This is a genomic window from Dokdonia sp. Hel_I_63, assembly GCF_007827285.1.
In the GTDB taxonomy this organism is placed as follows: domain Bacteria; phylum Bacteroidota; class Bacteroidia; order Flavobacteriales; family Flavobacteriaceae; genus Dokdonia.
On the sequence record NZ_VISD01000001.1, the window covers coordinates 2470982 to 2494090 of the forward strand.

Annotated in this window: 26 protein-coding genes; 17 read left to right on the plus strand and 9 right to left on the minus strand. The window is 36.0% G+C overall.

The features are described 5' to 3' along the window. Position 1: 1 nt before the first annotated feature. From JM84_RS10780 to JM84_RS10790, 3 genes are all read right to left on the minus strand, one after another. Positions 2–502: a gluconokinase gene (locus tag JM84_RS10780; protein ID WP_144784213.1), complete on the minus strand. Its 501-nt coding sequence runs from the start codon at positions 500–502 to the stop codon at positions 2–4. Beyond that, a complete protein-coding gene (locus tag JM84_RS10785; protein ID WP_144784215.1) occupies positions 502–1404 on the minus strand; it encodes a DUF72 domain-containing protein in 903 nt (300 codons plus the stop codon). Before JM84_RS10785 ends, JM84_RS10780 begins: the two co-directional genes overlap by 1 nt. A gap of 167 nt (positions 1405–1571) precedes the next feature. Continuing rightward, positions 1572–2927, minus strand: a complete 1356-nt coding sequence (locus JM84_RS10790) for an NAD-dependent succinate-semialdehyde dehydrogenase (RefSeq protein WP_144784217.1) — start codon at positions 2925–2927, stop codon at positions 1572–1574. 162 nt (positions 2928–3089) lie between these two features. On the opposite strand from JM84_RS10790, the gene JM84_RS10795 reads away from it, so the two are divergent. The 3 genes from JM84_RS10795 to JM84_RS10805 are packed head-to-tail and all read left to right on the plus strand — an operon-like array spanning position 3090 to position 4798. After that, on the plus strand, positions 3090–3989 hold the full coding sequence (locus tag JM84_RS10795; protein ID WP_013751968.1) for a mechanosensitive ion channel family protein: 900 nt from the start codon (positions 3090–3092) through the stop codon (positions 3987–3989). A 27-nt stretch (positions 3990–4016) separates the two neighbouring features. Continuing rightward, positions 4017–4322: a ribosome hibernation-promoting factor, HPF/YfiA family gene (gene hpf / locus JM84_RS10800; protein WP_013751967.1), complete on the plus strand. Its 306-nt coding sequence runs from the start codon at positions 4017–4019 to the stop codon at positions 4320–4322. 23 nt (positions 4323–4345) lie between these two features. Beyond that, positions 4346–4798 (plus strand): arsenate reductase family protein, encoded by a 453-nt coding sequence (locus JM84_RS10805; RefSeq protein WP_186439118.1) that lies wholly within the window; start codon positions 4346–4348, stop codon positions 4796–4798. 75 nt (positions 4799–4873) lie between these two features. On the opposite strand, the gene JM84_RS10810 is transcribed toward JM84_RS10805, so the two are convergent. Next, the gene (locus tag JM84_RS10810; RefSeq protein WP_144784219.1) at positions 4874–5470 is read right to left on the minus strand and encodes a nitroreductase family protein; all 597 of its coding nucleotides are present in this window, start codon (positions 5468–5470) and stop codon (positions 4874–4876) included. A 274-nt stretch (positions 5471–5744) separates the two neighbouring features. On the opposite strand from JM84_RS10810, the gene JM84_RS10815 reads away from it, so the two are divergent. Both JM84_RS10815 and JM84_RS10820 read left to right on the plus strand, forming a co-directional pair. Then, the gene (locus JM84_RS10815) at positions 5745–7034 is read left to right on the plus strand and encodes an OmpA family protein (protein ID WP_013751964.1); all 1290 of its coding nucleotides are present in this window, start codon (positions 5745–5747) and stop codon (positions 7032–7034) included. A gap of 140 nt (positions 7035–7174) precedes the next feature. Beyond that, a complete protein-coding gene (locus JM84_RS10820; RefSeq protein WP_013751963.1) occupies positions 7175–7594 on the plus strand; it encodes a hypothetical protein in 420 nt (139 codons plus the stop codon). A 163-nt stretch (positions 7595–7757) separates the two neighbouring features. Here JM84_RS10820 and JM84_RS10825 read toward each other — a convergent pair whose 3' ends face one another. From JM84_RS10825 to JM84_RS10835, 3 genes are all read right to left on the minus strand, one after another. Continuing rightward, a complete protein-coding gene (locus tag JM84_RS10825) occupies positions 7758–8441 on the minus strand; it encodes a DUF2461 domain-containing protein (RefSeq protein ID WP_144784221.1) in 684 nt (227 codons plus the stop codon). 150 nt (positions 8442–8591) lie between these two features. Then, positions 8592–9140: a type 1 glutamine amidotransferase domain-containing protein gene (locus JM84_RS10830; RefSeq protein ID WP_144784223.1), complete on the minus strand. Its 549-nt coding sequence runs from the start codon at positions 9138–9140 to the stop codon at positions 8592–8594. Between the two features lie 141 nt (positions 9141–9281). Next, on the minus strand, positions 9282–10061 hold the full coding sequence (locus JM84_RS10835; protein ID WP_144784225.1) for a tRNA pseudouridine synthase A: 780 nt from the start codon (positions 10059–10061) through the stop codon (positions 9282–9284). 90 nt (positions 10062–10151) lie between these two features. On the opposite strand from JM84_RS10835, the gene JM84_RS10840 reads away from it, so the two are divergent. The 4 genes from JM84_RS10840 to JM84_RS10855 all read left to right on the plus strand — a co-directional run bounded on the left by JM84_RS10840 (position 10152) and on the right by JM84_RS10855 (position 13737). After that, a complete protein-coding gene (locus tag JM84_RS10840; RefSeq protein WP_144784227.1) occupies positions 10152–10586 on the plus strand; it encodes a hypothetical protein in 435 nt (144 codons plus the stop codon). An 89-nt stretch (positions 10587–10675) separates the two neighbouring features. Further along, positions 10676–11479, plus strand: coding sequence for a DUF1853 family protein (locus JM84_RS10845; RefSeq protein ID WP_013751958.1), 804 nt, complete (start codon positions 10676–10678; stop codon positions 11477–11479). Positions 11480–11598: 119 nt separating this feature from the next. Beyond that, positions 11599–12393, plus strand: coding sequence for a LytTR family DNA-binding domain-containing protein (locus tag JM84_RS10850; RefSeq protein WP_144784229.1), 795 nt, complete (start codon positions 11599–11601; stop codon positions 12391–12393). 102 nt (positions 12394–12495) lie between these two features. Beyond that, complete coding sequence (locus JM84_RS10855; RefSeq protein ID WP_144784231.1) at positions 12496–13737, plus strand: S41 family peptidase; 1242 nt, start codon at positions 12496–12498, stop codon at positions 13735–13737. A 60-nt stretch (positions 13738–13797) separates the two neighbouring features. Here JM84_RS10855 and hisIE read toward each other — a convergent pair whose 3' ends face one another. Both hisIE and hisF read right to left on the minus strand, forming a co-directional pair. Next, on the minus strand, positions 13798–14397 hold the full coding sequence (gene hisIE, locus JM84_RS10860; RefSeq protein WP_144784232.1) for a bifunctional phosphoribosyl-AMP cyclohydrolase/phosphoribosyl-ATP diphosphatase HisIE: 600 nt from the start codon (positions 14395–14397) through the stop codon (positions 13798–13800). 22 nt (positions 14398–14419) lie between these two features. Continuing rightward, the gene (hisF, locus tag JM84_RS10865; RefSeq protein WP_013751954.1) at positions 14420–15175 is read right to left on the minus strand and encodes an imidazole glycerol phosphate synthase subunit HisF; all 756 of its coding nucleotides are present in this window, start codon (positions 15173–15175) and stop codon (positions 14420–14422) included. 215 nt (positions 15176–15390) lie between these two features. Here hisF and JM84_RS10870 point away from each other — a divergent pair, with 215 nt between their 5' ends. The 8 genes from JM84_RS10870 to JM84_RS10905 all read left to right on the plus strand — a co-directional run bounded on the left by JM84_RS10870 (position 15391) and on the right by JM84_RS10905 (position 23107). Then, positions 15391–15588 (plus strand): hypothetical protein, encoded by a 198-nt coding sequence (locus JM84_RS10870; protein WP_144784234.1) that lies wholly within the window; start codon positions 15391–15393, stop codon positions 15586–15588. A gap of 44 nt (positions 15589–15632) precedes the next feature. Next, on the plus strand, positions 15633–16049 hold the full coding sequence (locus tag JM84_RS10875) for a VOC family protein (protein WP_144784236.1): 417 nt from the start codon (positions 15633–15635) through the stop codon (positions 16047–16049). 3 nt (positions 16050–16052) lie between these two features. Continuing rightward, positions 16053–17090, plus strand: a complete 1038-nt coding sequence (locus tag JM84_RS10880) for an AI-2E family transporter (protein WP_144784238.1) — start codon at positions 16053–16055, stop codon at positions 17088–17090. A gap of 108 nt (positions 17091–17198) precedes the next feature. After that, positions 17199–17945, plus strand: coding sequence for a polyphosphate--glucose phosphotransferase (ppgK, locus tag JM84_RS10885; RefSeq protein WP_144784240.1), 747 nt, complete (start codon positions 17199–17201; stop codon positions 17943–17945). 110 nt (positions 17946–18055) lie between these two features. After that, the gene (locus JM84_RS10890; protein ID WP_186439119.1) at positions 18056–20575 is read left to right on the plus strand and encodes a M14 family zinc carboxypeptidase; all 2520 of its coding nucleotides are present in this window, start codon (positions 18056–18058) and stop codon (positions 20573–20575) included. 42 nt (positions 20576–20617) lie between these two features. After that, positions 20618–20878 (plus strand): hypothetical protein, encoded by a 261-nt coding sequence (locus JM84_RS10895; RefSeq protein WP_144784242.1) that lies wholly within the window; start codon positions 20618–20620, stop codon positions 20876–20878. 229 nt (positions 20879–21107) lie between these two features. Beyond that, positions 21108–22343 (plus strand): MDR family MFS transporter, encoded by a 1236-nt coding sequence (locus JM84_RS10900; RefSeq protein ID WP_144784244.1) that lies wholly within the window; start codon positions 21108–21110, stop codon positions 22341–22343. Between the two features lie 5 nt (positions 22344–22348). Beyond that, positions 22349–23107 (plus strand): DJ-1/PfpI family protein, encoded by a 759-nt coding sequence (locus tag JM84_RS10905; protein WP_144784246.1) that lies wholly within the window; start codon positions 22349–22351, stop codon positions 23105–23107. The last annotated feature ends 2 nt before the right edge of the window (positions 23108–23109 follow it).

Genomic DNA, 23109 nt, shown 5'->3' on the forward strand with positions numbered 1-23109 from the left:
CCTATTGTTCTATAATTTGTTGTATTCTTCTAATGATGTATTCTTTTGCTAAAGTAGCTTCTACATGAATACCATATTGTGGTACTTCTAGAGTATCAAACTGAGACTGTAATAACGAAGGATCAAAAAAATGATTCTTTCTTGAAGCTAGCCGTTTACTCAGTGCTTCAAAATTTGCATCAAGATAGATAAAGTTTTGTTTTGCTTTCGCGAAAGCGGATTCAGAAAATAGGCGCTTCCTATAAACCTCCTTAAGTGCAGAGCAGGCAAGCACCGAACCCTTATCACCTGACCACTGCTGTATCTCTAGCGCTAGACTATCAAGCCACGGCCATCTATCTTCATCTTGCAATGGTGTGCCAGATGCCATTTTATCAATATTAGTTTGAGGATGAAAATCATCTGCATCATAAAAAGGAATCTTTAATCGCTCTGATAACATCTTACCTATCGTACTTTTTCCGCAACCGGAAACCCCCATGACTATGTATACATTCTTCATTAAAATAAGGTATTGACTCCACCGCTTGCGCTATGAGGAATGTGCAGATTGATTCCTAATGCTGGATTGAGCTTCTCTATAAAATACGCAGATAGTAAGGTAGACTCGACCTCGACATTTTGATGAATAAAAAAGTGAACTTTACGCAATCCTAGACTCACCCAATACGTTAACCGGTCCACCCAAGCGTCTAGCCGAGCATAATCGCTAGGATGATTTGCTCCTACATATCGTATAAAAGCCTCTCCATTAGTAAGACGCATGTGCATAATATCGCGACGCCCCGCAGTATCTACGAGCACATTTGCCATATTGTGTTCTTCAAGTAAAAGATAAAGACGCTCTGCCACTTCTGGATTGTTAAACCAATCTGTATGACGAAACTCTAAAGCAATAGGCAAATCTTCTGGCCAGTGATTTACAAAATTATCTACCCTGTCAAAATCTTTAGGCTGGAAGTTGTTATGCATTTGTAAAAACACAGTACCAAGCTTCTCCTTAAGGATTGTTGCGTGTTCTACATATTCTGGAATAAAATCTTGTGAATCTATAAGCCGCTTGCGATGGCTTATCATATTTGTGATTTTAGGAAAGAATTTAAAACCCTCTGGAACCTTATCAAACCACTTCTGGAACTGCTCCTTCGGAAATAACCTATAAAACGTAGCATTAAGTTCTATACTATTAAACTGGCTTGCGTAATAACCAAGCTCATCTTTCGTGCCTCTAGGATAAAAGCCTTTAAGCTCTGCTTTATTCCACTTTGCGCAACCTACGTAGACTTGTAATTCTTTGTTTTCTGCTTGCGCGAAAGCATGCTCAATCACACTTCTTGTATCTGGATGGTCAGGAGGTAATGTAAAATCAATTAACTCAGGTTGCTCTACTACGCCAAATTTCATAAACTCTATTTTGTGTAGCTAAGATAAGGTTACTGATGGAATTGAGAAGGAGACATCGAGATATGACTTTTAATACAAACCGCGTTATTTATAGCATACACAAAAAAGCCGATTCATAAGATTATGAATCGGCTTTTTTTTAAATGCGCTTTCGCGAAAGCGAACTACTATTTAATATAAACCGTCTTTTTATTTACAAACTCTTGAATACCGTCTATGGAGAGTTCGCGGCCGTATCCTGAAATTTTTGTTCCTCCAAAAGGAAGGTTAGGATTACTTTTTACCATATCATTTACAAATACAGCTCCATCTTCAAACTGCGGAATCAATGTTTCCATACGTTCTTCACTCTCTGTAAAAATGGATACTCCTAAGCCAAAATCAGATTGATTTACGAGATTTAATGCCTCCTCGTCAGTTTTAAACGTTGTTACTCCTATTACAGGCCCAAAGGTTTCTTCTTTAAATATTGTCATCTCTGGTGTTACTCCCGTGACAATTGTTGGCTCAAAATAAGCCTTCTGTCTATGCCCTCCTATTAATATTTTTGCTCCTTCGGCAATGGATTTATTGAGTTGATCTTCTAGCTCTTCGGCGAGATCTTCACGTGCCATCACTCCTATGTACGTATCTTCATCCATAGGGTCACCAGATTTTAATTCTGTTACCGCTTTCGCGAAAGCTTCTAAAAACTTGTCTTGAATACTTTCATGAATTATAAGTCTCTTTCCAGCGATACAACTCTGCCCTGTATTTTGAAAGCGCGCTTGCACACACGTTTGTACCGTTTCCTCAAAATTACAATCATCAAAAACTACTAGAGCATTACTACCTCCTAACTCAAGCACAGATTTTTTAATCTCGCTTGCTGCCGTGCTTGCTACGGCTGCTCCTGCTGGCTTACTACCTGTAAGTGTTATTGCCTTAATACGAGAATCTCGAACGATATTTTCAATGCGCTCACTTCCTACCGCCATGTTTTGAAAACATCCCTTAGGAAGTCCTGCACGTTCAAAGACTTTTTGAATATTTTCTGCACTTTGCATAACATTACTTGCATGCTTCAACACTCCTATATTACCTGCCATAAGGGCTGGAGCAATGAATCTAAATACTTGCCAGAATGGGTAATTCCATGGCATTACCGCAAGTACAACTCCTATAGGTTCATATCGCACATAACTTTTTGAAGCATCTGTTTTTATCTCCTTAGGTGCTAGTTGTGATGGAGCATTTTCTGCGTAATATTCACACACCCAAGCGCATTTTTCTACTTCGGCAATGGCTTGTGTGATGGGCTTACCCATTTCCTTAGTCATTGTTTCTGCGTACTCTCTTGCATTATCTCTTAATTCTTTGGCTACATTATTAAGGTGTTGTGAGCGCTCTGCAAAAGTGGTATTGCGCCAAGAAAGAAACGTTTGTTGTGCATTTTCAATTTTATCTTCTATCTCTTCTAAGTTGAGTGCTTTTATTTTGGCTACTTCTGTTCCGTTGTACGGATTTGTAGATACTATATTCATAAGTCATTTTTTTATAAAGTTAATACGTGCCTAGTGGTAAATGAGAAAGGTTAAGAGCATTTTAACGCGCTTGTTCTAAAAGGTCTTAACAAAATGTGAATTGATAAGGTTTTAAGAATAAATGCAGGTAGGAGCAGTATTTTTAATGAACCAATCAGAATTATGTCTTTACAAAATACAAAAACGTCTATTACAGAAGCATTTCAAAACTCTGTAAGCAATTTTATCGATCAGCTACCACAAATAGCAATGGGTATTCTTATTGTTGTCTTGGGAATTTTAATAGCTGGGTGGATAGGCAGATTTGCTAGAAGAAGAATTTCTGCCAGAACAGAAGATCCATTAATGAGTAAGTTTTTAGGCACTGCTATTAGATATACCTTTATTATCATAGCTATAATGCTCGCATTACGAGCTGCAGGCTTAGGCGGTATTGCTGCAGGAATATTGACAGCAGCTGGAGCGAGTGCAGTAGTTTTAGGGTTTGCATTTAAAGATATTGGTGAAAATTTTATTGCAGGGATTATACTAGCGTTCAACAGACCCTTTGATGTAGATGATACTGTTGAAATAGGGTCTAATTTTGGCAAAGTCAAAACTTTAGATCTCAGATACACGAAGTTAAAAACCTTTGATGGTAAAGACGTCTACATACCTAATAGTGATGTACTCACTGAACCTGTTACAAATTATACAGAGGATGGCTTCTTTAGATGGGATTTTATCATTGGTATAGCATACGAGGACAATATAGAAGGAGCGAAGGAAACAGTACTCAAAGCATTGCAACAAGAACCAAATGTAATTAATGACAATATCCATGAGAACTTTGTTATTGAAGATGAACTTGCAACAAGTACAGTAAATCTGAAAGTCTATTTTTGGGTAGATACTAAAGATTTTAGAAAACAAGCTTTGATTACAAAAGGAAATGTAGTCCGTAATGTAAAAGAAGCTTTAGAAGATGCTGGATATTATATGCCAGCAGATATACAAGAAATTAAACTTTATGGCGGTGTGAAAGAATTTCCACTTAGCCTTCGTCAGCTAGCTGACAAATAATAACTATCTTAATTAAAAATAAATTCTATGGAAGTAATATTTGAATACCACGATGTAACTGCAAGTGCAGAATTAGAAGCTTTCGCGAAAGCGGAATTAAAAAAATTGAGCGATAAGTATCAATTTGCACATAGAGCAGATGTATTTTTTAAAGTAGAAAATACCTCAAGTGATCAAACAGGAAAAATAGCAGGGGTACAAATAAGTATGCCTGGTCCAAGATTATTTGCAGAACATAGCTCTGACGATTTTTATCCTTCACTAAAAGAAGCTATAAATGAGGTTGATCGCCAACTTAGAAAAAAGAAGGAAAAAATGCAGTCTCACCATTAATCTAAATCACCATGCCAACCGATATGACACTAGCAACAGATAATAATGAATTAATAGTAATCTATTCTTCAGAATCGAGTATTGGAAAACAAACACTTGGTTATGCAAAAAGTAGTGATGCAAAACTAAATCTGATTAATATATCGGATGCGGGACTTACAGGTACGCAGTGGACCGAAGTGGCAGATTTACTAGGTGCGAGTATAGATGAATTAGTATCTAAAGATCACCCAGATGTTGACGACTTTGTTAAAGATGCAACAATGAGTGATGATCACTGGATTAAGTTTATACAGAATAACCCAAATGCTATTCAAAACCCTATTTTGATACAAGGCAAGCGGGCAAAGCAAATAACCTCTCCGTCGCAGGCAATGAAATTTATAGACGTAGATTCTGCTGGGCTTGAAAAACACAACGTAGGTGATAGTCCTGAAATTTCATCTAACACTGATAATGAACATCAAGTAGATTAATTGTTTATACAAGAAATGAAAAGAGCCACATATTATAATATGTGGCTCTTTTCATTTCTTGTAGTAAAGTTTAAATTATTCTCCTTTGAAAATATTTTCATTAAAGTCTCCGTTAAAAGTGAACGAATTTTGATTTTTTCTAGAGCGAGTTTTTGTTTCCTCTTCTTGTAAATCTTCAGGAAGCTTTTCAATATCTCCCCCATAATATCCAACAGCAATACCAGTGGCAATGTGATAATTATCTGGTACATTAAATTCTGACATTGCTTTTTTATAATCTAGCCCAGCCATTTGGTGTAGTGCAATATCCATATGTTGTGCTTGTGCTGAAACGTTACCCATAAATAACCCTAAATCGTGTAAGGCATGAAAACTTTCCTTGCCGTCATCATTAGTTTTTTTATAGCCACCTAAAAAAAGTGCTTGAGCATTCTTTGCCCAAGATTGATTAAACTCATCAAGACAGTCAAAAATTCTATCAAAAGCAGAAGTTCCTTTAATGCCCCATATAATTAACCAAGGTTGCAAATTATTAGAGCTAGCTGCCCATCTACCCGCCTCAAACATAGTTCTTAGCTCTTCCTCTTTAATAACGTCATTAGTAAAAACCCTTGGGCTCCATCTACTTGCTAATATTGGAAGTATTTCAAAATCAGTATTTGCTTTTTTCATTTTATTTTTTTTTAAAAATATTTGTTCAACTAAATATACCTTGTCTATTTAATAATAATTAACAATTACTTAAATAAAATTTTAACATAGCTGTTATTTAAGAGTTTTACTCGTAAAAATGAAAAAAAATATATGAAATTTTATTACTAATCTATCAAGAAGACCTTTGTGTTAAGCTTTTGACAATAAGCCGTTAATAAATACCAAATATCTTGACTAAGATGTAAATATTGGTATTTTTGCACCTTGAATATTTCAAAACAAATACTTTATTATGAAAAAAATTTCACTTGCTATAGTTGCCCTTGTCGGAATGCAATTAGCATCAAATGCACAAGAAACACTTGATACTCCTACAAACGACTTTAATAAGTGGTCTGTAGAGCTTACTGGTGGTGTAAACAAACCTGTAAGACCATTATCTTCTGGATCTTTCTCTAACACGCCTTCTCTTTACACTGTAACTGGTGGAGCGAGATACATGTTCAACGAAAAATTTGGACTTAAAGGAGGTGTTGCTTACAACAGCTTCAAAAATGATGATGAGAGCCGCGAATTTGACACTGCACTTTACAACTTCTCTTTAGAAGGTGTTGTAAACGCTGGTAATATTCTTGGTTTTAGAGAGTGGACAGATACTTTCAATGTACTTGTACATGGAGGTATGGGATATTCTGCCCTTACAACTGACGCTCCTGCTGTTGAAAGAGATTTCGGTGATGCAGATCAAATGTTAAGTTTTATGGTTGGTGTTACTCCACAAATTAAACTTTCAAACAGAATCGCACTTGTTGCAGATCTTACTGCTGTAGGTAATGTACGTCAAGACTTAACTTTTAACGGTGCTCAAGCTGGAGGAACTAAAGGATTTGATGGTTTTTATGTAAATGCAACTGCAGGTATAAACATATACTTAGGTAAAGCTGAAAAACATGCAGATTTTTACTCTAGAGAAAATGTAGCTCAAGAGCAAATCGCAGACTTACAAGATCGTCTTTCTAAAGTAGAGACTGATCTTATTGATACTGACCAAGATGGCGTTGCTGACTATTTAGATCGTGAGCCTAATACTGTTTCTGGTGTTGCTGTAGATACTAAAGGTATCGCTGTAGACAAAAATGGAAACGGAGTTCCTGACGAATTAGAATCTTCTTTAGATGCACGTTACGCTAAGAAAGGTGAAGTTAACGCTCCATCAATCTCTTCTGGAGACGACGTAATCAAGAAACTAATCGAGGATGGATACGTAAACGTATATTTCCAGTTTAATAGCACTAAGCCTGAAACTTACAGTTTAGAGTCTATTAACTACCTTATTAAATATATGACTGAAAACTCAGGTGCTTCTGCTCAATTAGTAGGATATGCTGACGAAATTGGAAATGCTTCTTCAAACCAACGTCTTTCTGAGAAGAGAGCTCAAATGGTAAAAGATATTATGGTTGCTGCAGGTATATCTGCTGACCGTCTTTCTGTTACTGGAAATGGTGAAGATGCTTCTGTAGATAAAGCTTCTGCTCCTGCACGTCAATTAGTACGTAGAGTTACTTTTAAACTTAACTAGTCGTAAGATTATTTTAAGTGTTAATTGCAGAGCCTCCGATTTATCGGGGGCTTTGCTCGTTAATAAACTATTGAGAAGTTATGGTATATCAATTGCTAAGCGCCTAATCATTGCTTAACTTTAAATAAAAACAAAGTGTTATGAATGATAGACCAAACGATATTAAAAGAATTAGACCAGAAGTACCTAAGGCAAAAATACATGACCAGATGAGTGATGAAGAGCGTTTTCAAAATACTACTCTTAGACCTATAGTTAAGCTGCAAAACCCGCTTCTTATTGAGGTATTTAAATCATATATCATAAAGAGAAAGAATGTCTTTCATAATCTGAGCTTAGAAAAACGATTATTATATATCGAGAATGCAGTAAATAAGGATATGAAATTTCGTAATAGCGTGAGAGGTATGATTGTAGGCCACTTTACTGTAGATGAGTATCTGCTATATAATATAGATTCCTCGGCGTACAATAAACGTATCGCCAACTTAATAAGGGAACGCCTCATAAGTCAAGTTCAACTCTTTGATAAACCTATAGAAACAGTACATACCATATAATTATGCAAATACCAACAGAAGTACCTAAACCGCAAAATAATAGCCCTATAGATCCTTCATCACCTATAGAGCTATTAATATTTATAGTACTACCAGTCCTTTTGATTATTGTTTACTTCGTAAACAGAAAAAGGGTCAAAAATAAAAACAAGCAGAAAGAGAACTAGAGTAATGATTCACCATTGAGGTCTGTAGTCAATACATCACTCATATAATCAAAAAAGGGTCTCAATAATCTAAAGTGACTCAAGGCAATTTTTGTGAAGTCTGGAGATGTGATTTCTTTATCTGTGAAATTCTTCCTAACTACAAAGTTTTTGAGTCTTATGAGATCAATATTCGGGTCATTTACGTCAAAGCCCCTAGGTGCTGTCTTGACTGGATTCCATGCATCAAAGGAACCTCCGAACGCTTTCGCGAAAGTGGTATCAGAAAGAATCTCACGTATCTCACTAGCATCCATTTGAAATTCTGTACGTATACGTTTTAAATCTGCTGGTTCTGGATTGAAAAACCCGCCTGCAATTGCAGATTTATTACCGGGCTGAATTCTCAAATAATATCCACCTCGGCGATGTGCTCCTACTCTACTAAAACTTGCAGAACGATGTACGTTATATGGAGTTTTGTCATTACTAAATCTAACATCCCTATTTATACGAAATACCTTGAGTTTTTCAATTTCGTCAGTTTCATTAAGTCCATCTACTATAGATGCATAAACTTGCTTTAAGTCTTTCTCACTAGCTTGGTAATCTTTCTTGTGCTCTGCCATCCACTCACGTGTATTATTCTCACGTAGAGATTCCAGAAATGATAAAGTAGACTGAGGTATCGAAGTAGTCATATTTTGTTTTTGCTGAGTTGCTAAATTAGTTATCTAGCATTAGAGTAGCAATCCTTTACCTTAGGTAAGGTATACATTATCTAAGGTAAAGGCATTAAAAAACCATCACATGAGTGTGATGGTTTTTAAAATTATTGATGTGACAAGTAATTATGCATGTTGTAAATCATGCTTTCCCTCTTTAATTTCCTCAATCAACTTTGCGTTAAATGCTGGTAAATCATCTGGATTTCTACTTGTTACTAAAGCTTCATCAACTACAACTTCTTTATCTACCCATAGGGCTCCCGCGTTTTCTAAGTCAGTTTTAATACTACTAAATGAAGTCATTGTTCTTCCTTTTACCACATCTGCCTCAATTAATAATTGTGGCGCGTGGCATATAGCTGCTACTGGCTTACTTTGCTTAAAGAAGTCTCTAATGAAGATGAGCGCATCATCATTACGTCTTAATTTATCAGGATTAATAACTCCTCCTGGTAACATTAGTGCATTATAATCTTTTGCACTTACATTATCTAATATATCTGTTACATCATAAGAATTAGACCAATTTCCATCTGCCCATCCTTTTATAGTCCCAGCTTTTTCACTTATTATATCTACAGTGAATCCTTCAGCTTTCATAGCCTCCATAGGTGATTTTAACTCACTCTCTTCAAATCCGTCTGTTGCTAATATTGCTATTCTCTTATTCATAATCTTTCTATCTTTTGGTTATACAATTAATTATAATACAAAGATACTAGGACACTAAAGCTGTAGCCGTTAAAGAGAATATAACAATACTGAACTTTGGGTTAAACCTTTATTAATGCAATGATTTATTTGTTAAGATTGTTAAATCTGGACATTTTGAAGAAGTAGTCCGCTGGCTTGAGCAATTCTAGACAGTTTAATATCATTGCTAGCGTCTAATGTTTTCTTGAAAAAATCTAAGTCTACCTTACCCTCGCCTATATCAAACAGCATCCCCATCATTAACCTTATTTGATGCCTCTTAAAACCTTTACCGCTTACGCGAAAGGCAAAACTTTCCTTGGGAAAAAAATTTGCTGTGTATAGTTCGTTTGGCTCTATAAGAGAAGAAGATATATTACCTATAGTCTTTGTCTCTGGGTTGGGCTTATAAGCATAAGACCTAAAATCATGTTCTCCTTCAAATAATCGCGCAGCCTCCTTCATCAACTCAATATCAAGTGATCCAGCAATATTAATCATGTATGGAGCAGCAAATGGATGATTTTTTTCTCCATAAGAAAATAGATACACATACTCCTTAGCTATAGGAGCATCCATCACATTAAATTTCTTATCTACTTGAGTTATCTCAAGGCATCTTATATCTTGAGGTAAATTATCATTAAGAAGCTTGAGAAATCCCTCTTCAGGGAGCGGACTATTATTTAAAAATAACTCAACATAAGCCACATTTGCCGAAACCTTTGCATCTGTTCTTCCAGAAGCGAGCAGTTTAAAATTTTTACGATCTAATACATATGAAAAAGTACGTTCCATCATACGTTCTACAGTGAGAACATCTGGCTGTTTCTGCCAGCCATGATAACGAAATCCTAGATATTGAATTTTAAGAAGGTAATAAAAGCGCTTATCAAACATTCTTCAAAAGTAATTGCCTTACACCAATTAAAGTTTGATAATTAAAAAATAATTGTAAATTAAAACACAACTAATCAAAAACCAATCTCTATGACAACTTCACAAAAACCTTCTACGCTATTTTGGGTAGTAGCATTTGTATTGCTTCTATGGAATTTTATGGGAGCAAGTGCTTTTATAGTAGACAACTTCTTTACCGATGCACTCGCTGGCACTTATAATGAGGAACAAATGGCTGCTATAAATGCAACACCTATATGGTCAAAAATATTATACGGTATTTCAACAATAGGCGGTCTCATTGCAGCTATATTATTGATTACTAGAAAAACAAAAGCTGTTCAAGTATATGCTATATCTCTTATAGCTGTAATTATACATACAGTATATAATATAGGTTTTGCAGGCGCTATGGAACTTTTTGGTGTGGGAGAAGGACTCATATTTCCACTCGTCATTATTGTACTTGCACTTTTTGAATACTGGTGGAGTCATTATAGCGCATCAAAAGGATGGCTCAAGTAAGTCTCCACGCAAATCACTTAAAGAGCTATCACAATTAATGCGGTAGCTCTTTTTGTTTGTTATGGATTCATAATGAGTATTTTTAACATATGAAGCATATCAATGGATTTTTAGCTACGCCATCACTTTGGTCGCAATCAGCATTTGGCCTTTCCCAGTTTGAAATGCCTAGCATTAATCTTTCAACGTTCATTGCGCAGCCTATTCCTTCTAAACTTAGATTAGGCCATCAAATTGAATTTATATTCAAACAACTCTTAGACCATACAGAGCGATACGCGGTGCTGGCACACAATATTCAGATTTTGAGAGGTAAGAACACTATTGGAGAATTAGATTTTATAGTTGAAGACCGCTTTCGCGAAAACAAGAAAATCCACATTGAACTTACCTACAAATTCTACATTCTGGATGACACGATTAAAGATCCTATACATAGACTTATAGGACCCAATAGAAAAGACAGTTTTTTTACCAAAATGGAAAAAACGAGAGATAAACAGTTACCTCTTGTTTTTACTCCAGAAGGACGTGCAACCCTCTCGGCATTTAATATTAATCCTGAGGAATTAGAGCAACAAACCTATTTTCTAGCGCAGGTTTTTAAACCTTATGGCCAGTTATCAACTATTATTGAGCCACTTGACGGGCAGTGCATCGTTGGATATTGGATACGTATGGAAAATTTCGACAGCAGTGATTTTAAGCCACACTCCTTCTATATTACACTCAAAAATGAGTGGCTTCACGAGCCCCATCTAGAGAGAGATTATATAAACCACAAAAATGTACTTAAACTCATAGCTGATAAGCATATCAACAAGAGAGCACCGCTATTATGGATCAAAAAGGATAATAATGTGCTAGAAAAATGCTTTGTAGTTTGGTGGTAAAACTCCTAATTCTTAAGTTTAAGAAATTCTTCGTAGGCAATTTATGGCGATTAACTTTCAGTATAAATTATAGTTACTAGAGAAGTGAATTTTTATAATTTGAAATTAAAATAATCGTATTGAAAAAACACCCTTTCGATCCTTCCGTAAAACATCACCTTATTATAGCCTTAGGCATGGCTTTGTGGATTTTTACATTTCTATATTTTACGGAGCCACTTGATGTTTCTCAGCTACATGATAGTGAACGTCTATTTATCTTATCACTTTACGGTCTTCTGGGCGGACTTTGCTATGTTACCATACTACCATTTCAATATTGGTTATTTAAAAAAACTAAAAACCAATGGTTACTTATTAACGAGATTAGCTTTTTTCTTGTGTTTGTTATTTGGTCATTTGTCGTAATGCGTAGTTTTTACATGTACGTAGTAGTACGTGACGAACCTAACCCATACTCTCTTTACTACTATCTAACTTCTATTTTTCTTCCAGCAATTCTTACTATTTTCCCTATAGTTCTCATAGGGCGTTTTGGATTTGGGAAGTATAAACAAAAGCAGATTGAAGAGCAAAAAATAGAAATAAAAGGTGATGGTAATTATGAAGGAATCAGGTTATTCTTATCAGATTTAATAGCATTAGAAGCGTCAGATAATTATGTAGAAATTCATTTTCAAGACAATGGCTCCTATAGAAAACAATTAATTAGAGCTCGATTATCTCACCTAGAAAAATCACTGCCTAGTATGATGAGAACGCATCGCTCTTATTTAATAAATCCTTCGCATTTTTTATCCTACAAAACAGAAGTTGGTAAGTTAGGCCTCGTTCTCTCGCATGAAATCTTTATACCCGTGTCTAAAACTTTTACACTTAGCACAAAAGAAGCCTTAGATTTTACCACAAACTAAGGACATCTCACCCCAAAGCACTGTATTTATTGAGTTTGTTGATTTTGTAATTCTAGATTTGTCTCATCAAGTTTTTAGAATTAATCTTTAAAATCATCTATTATGAAAACACTTATCACACTTTCAATAGCCGTTTTTTTTCTTTTTTCCGCTTTCGCGAAAGCGCAATCTACTCAAACGTGCAACTGCGTAGAGGAACTCTCTTTTATTAATGAACAAATAAAAGAAATGACTTCATTTAAGAAACAAATGAAAGGAGATAAACTCTCAGAATACACAACCACCTTAAAAAAATTAGAGCGAGAAGTAACTGAACAAATGAATGTGACAGATTGCTTTTCTAAGCTCAACACGCTACTATCTGTTGTAAAGGACAAACATGCTCACATACGCCATATGAAGCCTGTAATCACCTCCGAAATGGTAGATGAGAATGTAGCTTTGAACCGTTTTCGCGAAAGCGAACTATTTAAGAATCATCCTAAGACCAGTACAAGTATTGAAGAGCTTATAGCAACATTATCTGAGAAGTCTTTTGAAAGTCTAGAAGGCATTTATGAGAGAAAAGATTCTATGACCGTAGGCCTTATTAAGAAAGGTGATGCTTATGAAGGAGTTGTACTTACCTCTAGTAATAAAGGCTGGATTCCTGGACAAATCGCTTACAGAATTACTCCAAATGGCGAAAATATGTATGATGTACTTACAAGCGATATTCCAGGCGGTAAGTTAAGATATGTGAGAGGTTTATTACATTCTAATGGACGACTATGGCATCTTAAAAAAGAAGCAACAAATATGATTTCTGAGGTAAAGCAAGACCAAGCTGACTGGGAATTTAAACAACTTACGCCAGACACGCAGTATGTATATATGGGTGCTTTTTCTAATAACGAAGAAAAAGTAAGTGCTTACAAGAAATTTTATGAAGAAACAAAAGATAAGTTTACTGCAAAAAATATTATCGTAGATCTACGTGATAATTCAGGAGGTAATTCTAAATATTCAGATCCATTTTATAAAATATTTAAAAAGAACAAAATGAATGTTTATGTCATTACAAACTTCTGGTGTGGAAGTAATGGTGAGCAATTTACTCTCAAATTGAAAGGATTAAAAAATGCAAAACATTTAGGACAGAGAACTTACGGAGCTCTTGCTTATGGTTCAAATTATGGAAATCTAATTGAAACACCATCGGGTCAATTTGCAATATACCCTACAGATATGAATTTTCATAAATTTATCAATTATGAATATGTAGGTGTACAACCAGAAATTAAATTAAGTTTTGACAAGAATTGGATTACTCAAACCTTAGAAATTATAGCAAATGACAACTAATTAAGTGTGATAGCTGGTCAACTGGAGAAGTAGTATTATTGCTACTTCTCCATTGATTTTTTATTTATGCCTGGAGATAAGAGTTTTCTCTACGTCACGTAAATGGAAACCTTTTGCTTGTAATAGTACCATGATGTGAAAAAGAAGATCTGCACTTTCATTTAAGAATAAGTGATCATTATCATCCTTTGCTTCTATTACAACCTCTACTGCTTCTTCTCCTACTTTTTGGGCTACCTTATTGATACCGCTATTAAATAAGGAGGCAACATATGAATCTGCATTTTCCCTATTATTCCAACGATCTTCTATAATTTCTTCTAGTTGAGTTAAGAAACTGAAGTTACTTTTATTGCGCTCTCCCCAGCAAGTATCTGTTCCTTTGTGACACGTAGGTCCTTGTGGTGTTACCTGGATAAGCAGTGCATCATTATCACAATCGTTCTTGATGTTATCTAGCAATAAGTAATTCTTAGTCTCCTCTCCCTTTGTCCATAGACGTTGCTTAGAGCGACTAAAGAATGTTACTTTATTTGTAGCAATCGTCTTCTCATAAGCCTCATTATTCATAAAACCTAGCATCAAGACATTCTTAGTTCTTGAATCTTGAATGATTGCTGGTACGAGACCATTCTCGTATTTTTTAAAATCTATTTTCATTACTTTTTTTTATGAACGAGTGTTATAATCTCATCGCTATTCCTTGCGAAGTTAACTCTTGTTTTAAATCTGTTATTTCTATTTCTTTAAAGTGAAATACACTTGCCGCTAGTGCTGCGTCTGCCTTACCTTCTATAAAAGTATCTGCAAAGTGTTGCATGTTTCCCGCACCACCACTGGCGATAATCGGTATATTTAAACTTTCAGAAAGTCTTGCTAGTGCTTCATTTGCAAATCCGTCTTTTGTACCATCATTATCCATTGAGGTAAATAAGATTTCTCCTGCTCCACGAACTTCTACCTCTTTTGCCCAATCAAAAAGATTTAGCTCTGTAGGTACTTTACCACCTACTAAATGTACTATCCACTCGCCATCTATAAACTTTGCATCTATAGCTACTACGATACACTGAGAACCAAATTTTGCTACTAATTCATTTATTAATTCTGGTCTTTTTACGGCACTAGAATTAATAGAAACTTTATCTGCTCCATTTTGTAATAAGATATCTACATCTTCTACAGATGAGATTCCTCCTCCCACTGTAAATGGAATATTTACTTGTGATGCTACTCGCAATACTAGGTCTGCAAGGGTCTTACGACGTTCTTCTGTTGCAGATATATCTAGAAAAACAAGCTCATCTGCACCAGTATTAGAGTAGAGCTTTGCAAGCTCTACTGGATCTCCAGCATCACGCAAGTTTACAAAGTTAGTTCCTTTTACAGTTCTACCATTTTTAATATCAAGACAAGGGATAATTCGTTTTGTAATCACGCGGAACGTCTAAAAGATTAGTAATTAAGGTTGCAAATTTAAATAAAAGTGCCGCTACTACCCCACAAAATGAAAACTGCTTTTCCTAAAGATTGCCAAAATGTAGCTCACATTCACAAACTCCTATTAAAACTTTGATAATGTGATGTTAACTAGTAAATCATCACTCCATCATTCAATTACTTTTGACTTTTAAATAATAAATCGAATAAGTTATGATCAAGATTATAGGAGTAATAGCGTTAATTGCAGGTGCCATTATGTTAGTACTTGGTGTTATGGGAATTTTTGGAAGTTTGAGCACAGGGATGAGCCCGTGGGCATTTACAATACTTGGTGTAGTATTTTTCTTTGCAGGCATCTCATTACTTAAACATAGAAAAGATACAGATGCAATTGCATCTGAAAAATAAACAAAGCAAAAAATGGTGTAAATTAGTACTTCAAAACATCCAATATGACAGTACGACCATTCCATCTTGCTATTCCCGTAGATGACGTAGAGAAAGCAAGAGTTTTTTATAGAGATATTTTAAATCTACCTGAAGGCCGCAGTAGCGATCATTGGGTAGATTTTAATTTTTTTGGGCACCAGCTAGTGATTCATTATAAAGAAAAATCAATAGTTGATGAAGTTCACAATGAGGTGGATGGTAAAGCTGTGCCTGTTCCTCATTTTGGAGTGATTTTAGAATGGAATCAATTTCAAAAATTTGCTGAGGAAATTACACCCCACGTCACTTTTGTAATAGCTCCTTATACACGCTTTGAAGGACTTGTAGGAGAGCAATCAACAATGTTTTTTTATGACCCTTGCGGCAATGCTTTAGAATTTAAAGCCTTTAAAGATGATTCTCAAATCTTTGCAACATAATATATGCAATCAATAAAACCTGGATTACTTAGACAAGCCTTTGTTATTTTCCTAATCATACTATTAGGATGGCTTATTTTTAAAGAAATGGCAACCTATCTCTCAGGAGTATTGGGAGCAATCACGCTATTTGTACTAATGCGCAAATGGCAAGGTTATCTTGTAAAAAAACGTAAGTGGAATCCAGGTGTCGCAGCCGGATTGTTAATGACGGCTTCTTTTCTTGTAATCCTTCTCCCTATCGCTGGACTTGTACTTATGCTTACTTCTAAAATAAGTAAGGCTGTAGAAAACAGCGGAAAAGTTATAGATATCGTAAAAACGGAATTATCATCTTTAGAGGCTAGATTTGGCATGGATCTCGCTAGTTCAATAGATACAAGCTCCATTACAGAATGGGTTAGTAATAATCTTCAAGGCCTCGTAGGAAGTACGTTTAACATCTTTATCGCTATAGGAATCATGTACTTCATGCTTTACTATATGCTCACTAATAGAAGAACATTTAGAGAATCCCTATTAGAGTATATCCCGCTTAGTGATAAAAACTTAAAGTTAATAGGAAAAGATAGTGTAGATCTTGTGAAGTCTAATGCAATCGGGATACCGCTAGTAGCGCTCTTACAAGGGGCTGTAGCGCTCATAGGTTTCTTAATTTTAGGTGTAGAAGATCCTTTTTTCTGGTTTGCCATAGTAACCGTTGGCTCTATGATTCCATTTGTCGGGACCGCCTTAGGTGTAATTCCAGTATGTATAATCTTATATGCGGCTGGTGATGTTTGGCAATCTATAGTCCTTGCGTTGTACGGAATTATCGTTGTGGGATCTACAGATAATTTATTTAGACTAGTGATACAGCAACGACTTGCAGATGTGCATCCGTTAGTAACAATTATTGGTGTGATTGTAGGTGTGCCTCTTTTCGGTTTTATCGGTTTGATTTTTGGACCTATTGTAGTTAGTATTTTTCTACTTATCGTTAAGATTTATAAGCATGAATATGGCAAAGAGATTTCTAATAAAAAAACCGAAGTACTTTAAAAAGTTGTAATTAGGATGGTTACGCTTTCGCGAAAGCGTGATTAAGATCATTCTTTAAGTTTTATTCAAAATTCCTATCTTTCACTTCCCAAAGCAAACCATCACTACATGCAAATACTAGGCATAGACATAGGCGGAACCGGAATTAAAGGAGTTCCCGTAGATCTTGAAACTCAAGAATATCTAGGAGAACGTTTTAGAATAGATACACCACGTCCCGCAAAACCCAAGGCTATTGCACAGTGCGTACAAGAACTTGTAGAACATTTTAATTGGACTGGCCCCATAGGTGTAGGTTTTCCTACAGTAGTGGTAGATGGTAAGGCAATGGCTTACGGCAATATGCATAAAAGCTGGCAAGGTGTTCAAATAGACGAACTTTTCACCGAAAAAACAGGACTCCCATGCTCTGCCATAAATGATGCAGATGCAGCCGGCCTTGCAGAAGTAAGATATGGCGCAGGAAAGGATTTAAAAGGTCTTGTTGCTGTGATTACAGTAGGAACTGGAATTGGTTCTGGCTTGTTTTATAATGGCCAGCTCATCCCTAATTTTGAATTAGGTCGTTTACCATACAAGAAAAAGCCTATTGAACAATATGCAGCAAACTCTGTACGCAAAGCAGAAGACTTGACTTACAAAGAATGGGCAGAGCGTTTTAATTTTTTCTTAAAAAATGTAGAGTTGATTTGTACTCCTAACCACTACATCATAGGTGGTGGCATAAGCAAACACATGGAGGAATTTGAAAAATATCTTACTACAGATATCCCTATTGTCGCCGCCAAAACCAAAAATCATGCAGGTATTATAGGAGCAGCTTGTGGGTATCTTGATAAAATGGAACGCAAGTAATATTAATTTTCATTTACTAGTAGTTATTATTTGAGTTTACACTTCTCACGTGCGAGCACGATTTCTTTTGTTTACTTTTAAAGCGTAACAACTTTAAATCGACCAAAAGAATGCGTTTATTACTTACACTTACTACCCTACTATTAAGTTGCCTTAACACACTTGCTCAAACTGGCAGTGTAGATATGGATTACTATCTTCCTAAAGATGTAACTTATGATCAATCTATTCCTACACCAGAAAGCATTATAGGCTATACGCCTGGAGAGTGGCACGTAAGTCATGATAAACTTTCTGAGTACATGCGTACACTCGCAGCTGCTAGTGATAGAATTACAATAGAAAACAGAGGTAAAACTTTTGAGGGTCGCCCTATTCTTTTACTTACAATAACTTCTCCTAGCAATCACAACAACCTAGAAGCAATACGCGCAGAGCATGTAAAACTTACAGAAAACGGAAGCAGATCTTTAAATACTAGTGATATGCCTATCGTAGTATATCAAGGACTTTCTATACATGGTAATGAACCTTCTGGGGCAAACGCTGGACTTGTAGCTGCCTACTATCTTGCCGCTGCACAAGATCCAAAAATCGATGACTTACTTAAGAACACGGTCATCCTTTTTGATCCCTCATTTAATCCAGACGGTTTACAACGATTTGCATACTGGGCAAATACTAATAAGAGTATAAACATCAATCCTGATCCACAAGATCGTGAATATAATGAGGTATGGCCTGGTGGACGTACTAACCACTACTGGTTTGACATGAACCGCGACTGGCTTCCTGTACAACTTCCAGAATCCCGTGCTCGCATCAATACCTTCCATAACTGGTATCCTAATATTCTTACAGATCACCACGAGATGGGATCTAACAGTAGTTTTTTCTTCCAGCCAGGAATACAATCACGTACACACCCACTTACGCCTGCCTTAAACCAAGAGCTCACAAAGCAAATAGGTAATTACCACGCAGCAGCACTAGATAAAATAGGTAGCTTCTACTACACAGAAGAAAGCTTTGATGACTTTTACTATGGAAAAGGATCTACATTTCCAGATATTAATGGAGGTATTGGGATTCTTTTTGAACAAGGAAGTAGCCGCGGCCACGCTCAAGAAACAGAAAATGGATTACTAGAATTTAAATTCACTATACGCAATCAGTTTACTGCTATCTTATCCACATTAGAAGCAGCGCAAGGAATGCGTTCAAAATTATTAGACTATCAGCGCGATTTCTTTAATAACGCTCGAGGCGAAAAAGCGAATGGTGCCTACGTTTTTGGGAGTGAAAAAGATGCAAGTAGCTCTTATCACCTCGCCGAAATACTAAAACGTCATAAAATTAAAGTACATGAAGTTGCCAAAGACTTTACAGAAGGGAATAGCAACTTCAAAAAAGGAATGAGCTATATGGTTCCAAAAAACCAGAGACAAAGCCGCCTTATAAAAGCAATGTTTGAAAAACGAACTACATTTCAAGACAGTTTGTTTTATGATATTAGTGCATGGTCTTTCCCACTAGCTTTTGGTGTAGACTTCTCAGAAAACGCATCTTTAAATAATGCTGGAAATGAGATTCAAGAACTATCAATGAAACCAACGCCTGCCGTAGCTTCAAGTACCTATGCATACTTAATGGAATGGCATGACTACTATACTCCTAAGGCACTTAACAGTATCTTAAATAAAGGAATAAGAGCAAAAGTTGGCATGGAGCAATTCACCCTAGAAGGTGCTACTTATGACTATGGGACTATTATGATTCCTGTGCAAAATCAATCATTGAATCCGCAAGAGTTAAATGCCTTTATAAATGAAGTAGCTCAAGACGCTCATGTAACCATCAAAGCTGTAAGCACCGGACTTACACAAGGAATAGATCTAGGTAGTAATCAATTTAGAGCGCTCAAGCCTGCAAAAGTTGCCATTATTGTAGGAGAAGGCATTAACCCGTACGATGCAGGAGAAATCTGGCATCTATTTGATACACGTTATAATATGCGTATCACAAAACTTGACACTAAGAGTTTAGGACGCACAGACTTATCTCAATACACAGATATCATTCTACCTAATCTATGGGGAAGCGCTATAGATAAAGGGACTACAGAAGATCTTAAACAATGGGTACGCGATGGTGGTACACTTATAGGATATAAAAATGTAGCCAACTGGTTCAAGGGGAACAAAATGCTGAATATTTCCTTTGAGGAAACTAAAAATCCTACTAAGAATGTGAGCTTTGAGCAGCGCAGAGATTTTAGCGGTGCGCAAGTAATAGGAGGAGCAATCTTTGAAGCAAAGCAAGATAGATCTCACCCTATTAACTTTGGATATACAGGAGATAAGGTTTCCTTATTTAGAAACACCACTATTTTTGTTAAAGCCGACTCTACCAGTTATAAAAACCCTATCCAGTATACTAAGACTCCTTTACAAGCTGGTTATATTTCAAAAATTAACCTAAAAGCAATTCCAGAAACAAGACCATTTGTACACCAAAGTAGTGGACGTGGAGAGGTTATTTTATTTACAGATAATACAAACTTTAGAGCGTTCTGGTATGGTACTAATAAATTATTAATGAACGCTATCTTCTTTGGTAGCGAGATGTAATCGTAACTTATAATTTGTTTTTAAATCATATTCACAATCAATATGAAAATAGACCTTTCTAATAAAACCTCTGCCCAACTTCGGTCTAATCTTAACTTGATTACAGTAATTATAGTTGCCTTGCTTATCGTGATATCATTTCTCATTGGTATCTCGATTTACGGGATTACTACAAGAGAAGACTCAAATTCTTTTATAGGTACACTAGTAGTTGGCATTTCTTGCTTGGGTACTGTTCCATTGCAGTTTATTATAAGAAAGGCTATCAAAAAAGAATTGAAATCAAGAGGAGAGATTGTATAAACGGCACGTTTTCGCGAAAGCGTACTCAACTCAATTATTTTTATAACTTTACACATAGTATGATATTAATCACAACATATACATTCATCTCGTGTGCAACGCTGCGCCGGACTTGATATGTTGTCACTATATGATTATAGAGAGTAACAATACAAAAGAGTCCGGCCACCACGCTGGACTCTTTACTTTTATGGTCTAGCGTAGGTCTTGACCATCTAATCTATCATTTATGAAAACACTACTACGCAACTATACAAATACTTTTAAGGGGCTATCTAGAGAAATCTGGTGGCTATCGCTCATCACATTGATAAACAGAGCGGGTGCGATGGTGATTCCTTTTCTTTCTATTTATTTAAATAAAGATCTCCATTTTAGCCTGCCTGATGTTGCATGGATCATGACATCTTATGGTCTTGGGTCTTTTGCAGGAGCATGGCTAGGCGGTAAATTATGTGATGTTATAGGTTATTATAAAGTCATCCTTTTAAGTTTGATTTTTACTGGAATAAACTTTTTATGGGTAATGCATGTAGAGACTTTCTGGGTTATGTGTTTCTCATTTTTTATCCTCATGGTACTAGCAGATATGGGGCGTCCTGCATTTTTTGTAGCGCTTAGTGCATACTCAAAACCAGAAAATAAAACACGCTCGCTTACACTAATACGACTCGCTATTAATCTAGGTTTTTCTGTAGGGCCAGCTGTGGGAGGAATTCTCATTGCTACCGCAGGATATGATGCACTATTCTATGTAGACGGCTTGACGTGTCTCTTTGCTGCAATCTTGATGACTCAAGTATTAAATCCTAAAAAGACTAAGGAACTTGATAAAGAGGTCATGATTGAAAACCCTAAAAAACCTTTACTTGACGCGCCTTATGTACTGTTTCTCGTTGCGCTTGCGCTATTTGGGATTGTCTTTGTGCAATACTTTTCGACAGTACCATTATATTATAAGGATGAATATAAGCTTGGCGAGGATGCCATAGGACTCATTCTTGCTCTTAACGGTATTTTGATTGTATTGTTTGAAATGCCACTCATCGCCTGGATGGAAAAGAAAAACCTCTCTAACGTACAAAGCACCATCTTGGGATTACTCATGACAGGTGCTAGTTTTGTGTTATTACTATGGGAAACATGGGTAGGCATTATAGTCATTGGGATGATTATCGCAACCTTTGGGGAGATGATTTCTTTTCCATTTAGTAATAAATTTGCTTTAGATCGCTCTAAGTTAGGAAGACAAGGTGCTTACATGGGCGTGTACAGCATGTCATTTTCAGTAGCGCATATTTTTGGGCACAATAGTGGTATGCAAATCACAGAAGCATTTGGTTTTCAAACAACGTGGATATTTTTGATAGGTCTCACGCTTATCGCTTGGCTATTGTTATATATTGTTAAGCGCATGCTGGCAAATGAAACACCGCCAGAACCTGTATCTTTAACTTCAAAATAAGATTTATGAGAATTATTATTATCATTTTAAGTGCCCTTTTGGTACAAGCATGCAATATTAATAAGGAAGATCAAAACTCATTACAAGAGCATATTACAAATGAAAATAACGCTTTCGCGAAAGCACAACCTGTATTAGATACATCTAGGTATAACGTAGCTTTCTTAATTATGGATGGCACTTTTAATACGGAACTCACTGCACCGTTTGATATTTTTCAGCACACGATTTACAGAGATAGCATTAAAGCGATGAATGTGTTTACAGTTGCAAATACACTGGATCCTATTAGAACATTTGAAGGTATGTACCTCCTACCCGATTTTGATTATACACAAGAGAAAATGCCTAAGATTGACATTCTGGTAATCCCTAGCGCAGAGCATCACCTAGATATAGATCTAGATGATGAGGCGATGATTTCGTTTGTTCAGAAAGTAGATAAAGAAGCTCTTTTTATGACTTCTCATTGTGATGGTGCTTTTGTGCTTGCACAGGCAGGACTTCTCGATGATAAAGTTTCTACTACTTTCCCGAGTGATATAGATAAAATGAGAGCTAAGTTTCCAGCCCTTGATATTAGAAAAGAAACCCTATTTGTTCACGACGGGAAATACATCACCTCTGCTGGTGGTGCCAAAAGTTTTGAGGCTGCACTCTACCTTACAGAACACTTATATGGTGCAGAAATAGCACGTTCACTAGCAGGAGGATTAGTGATAGACTGGAATCTAGATACCGTCCCACACACGATTATTGACTAAAA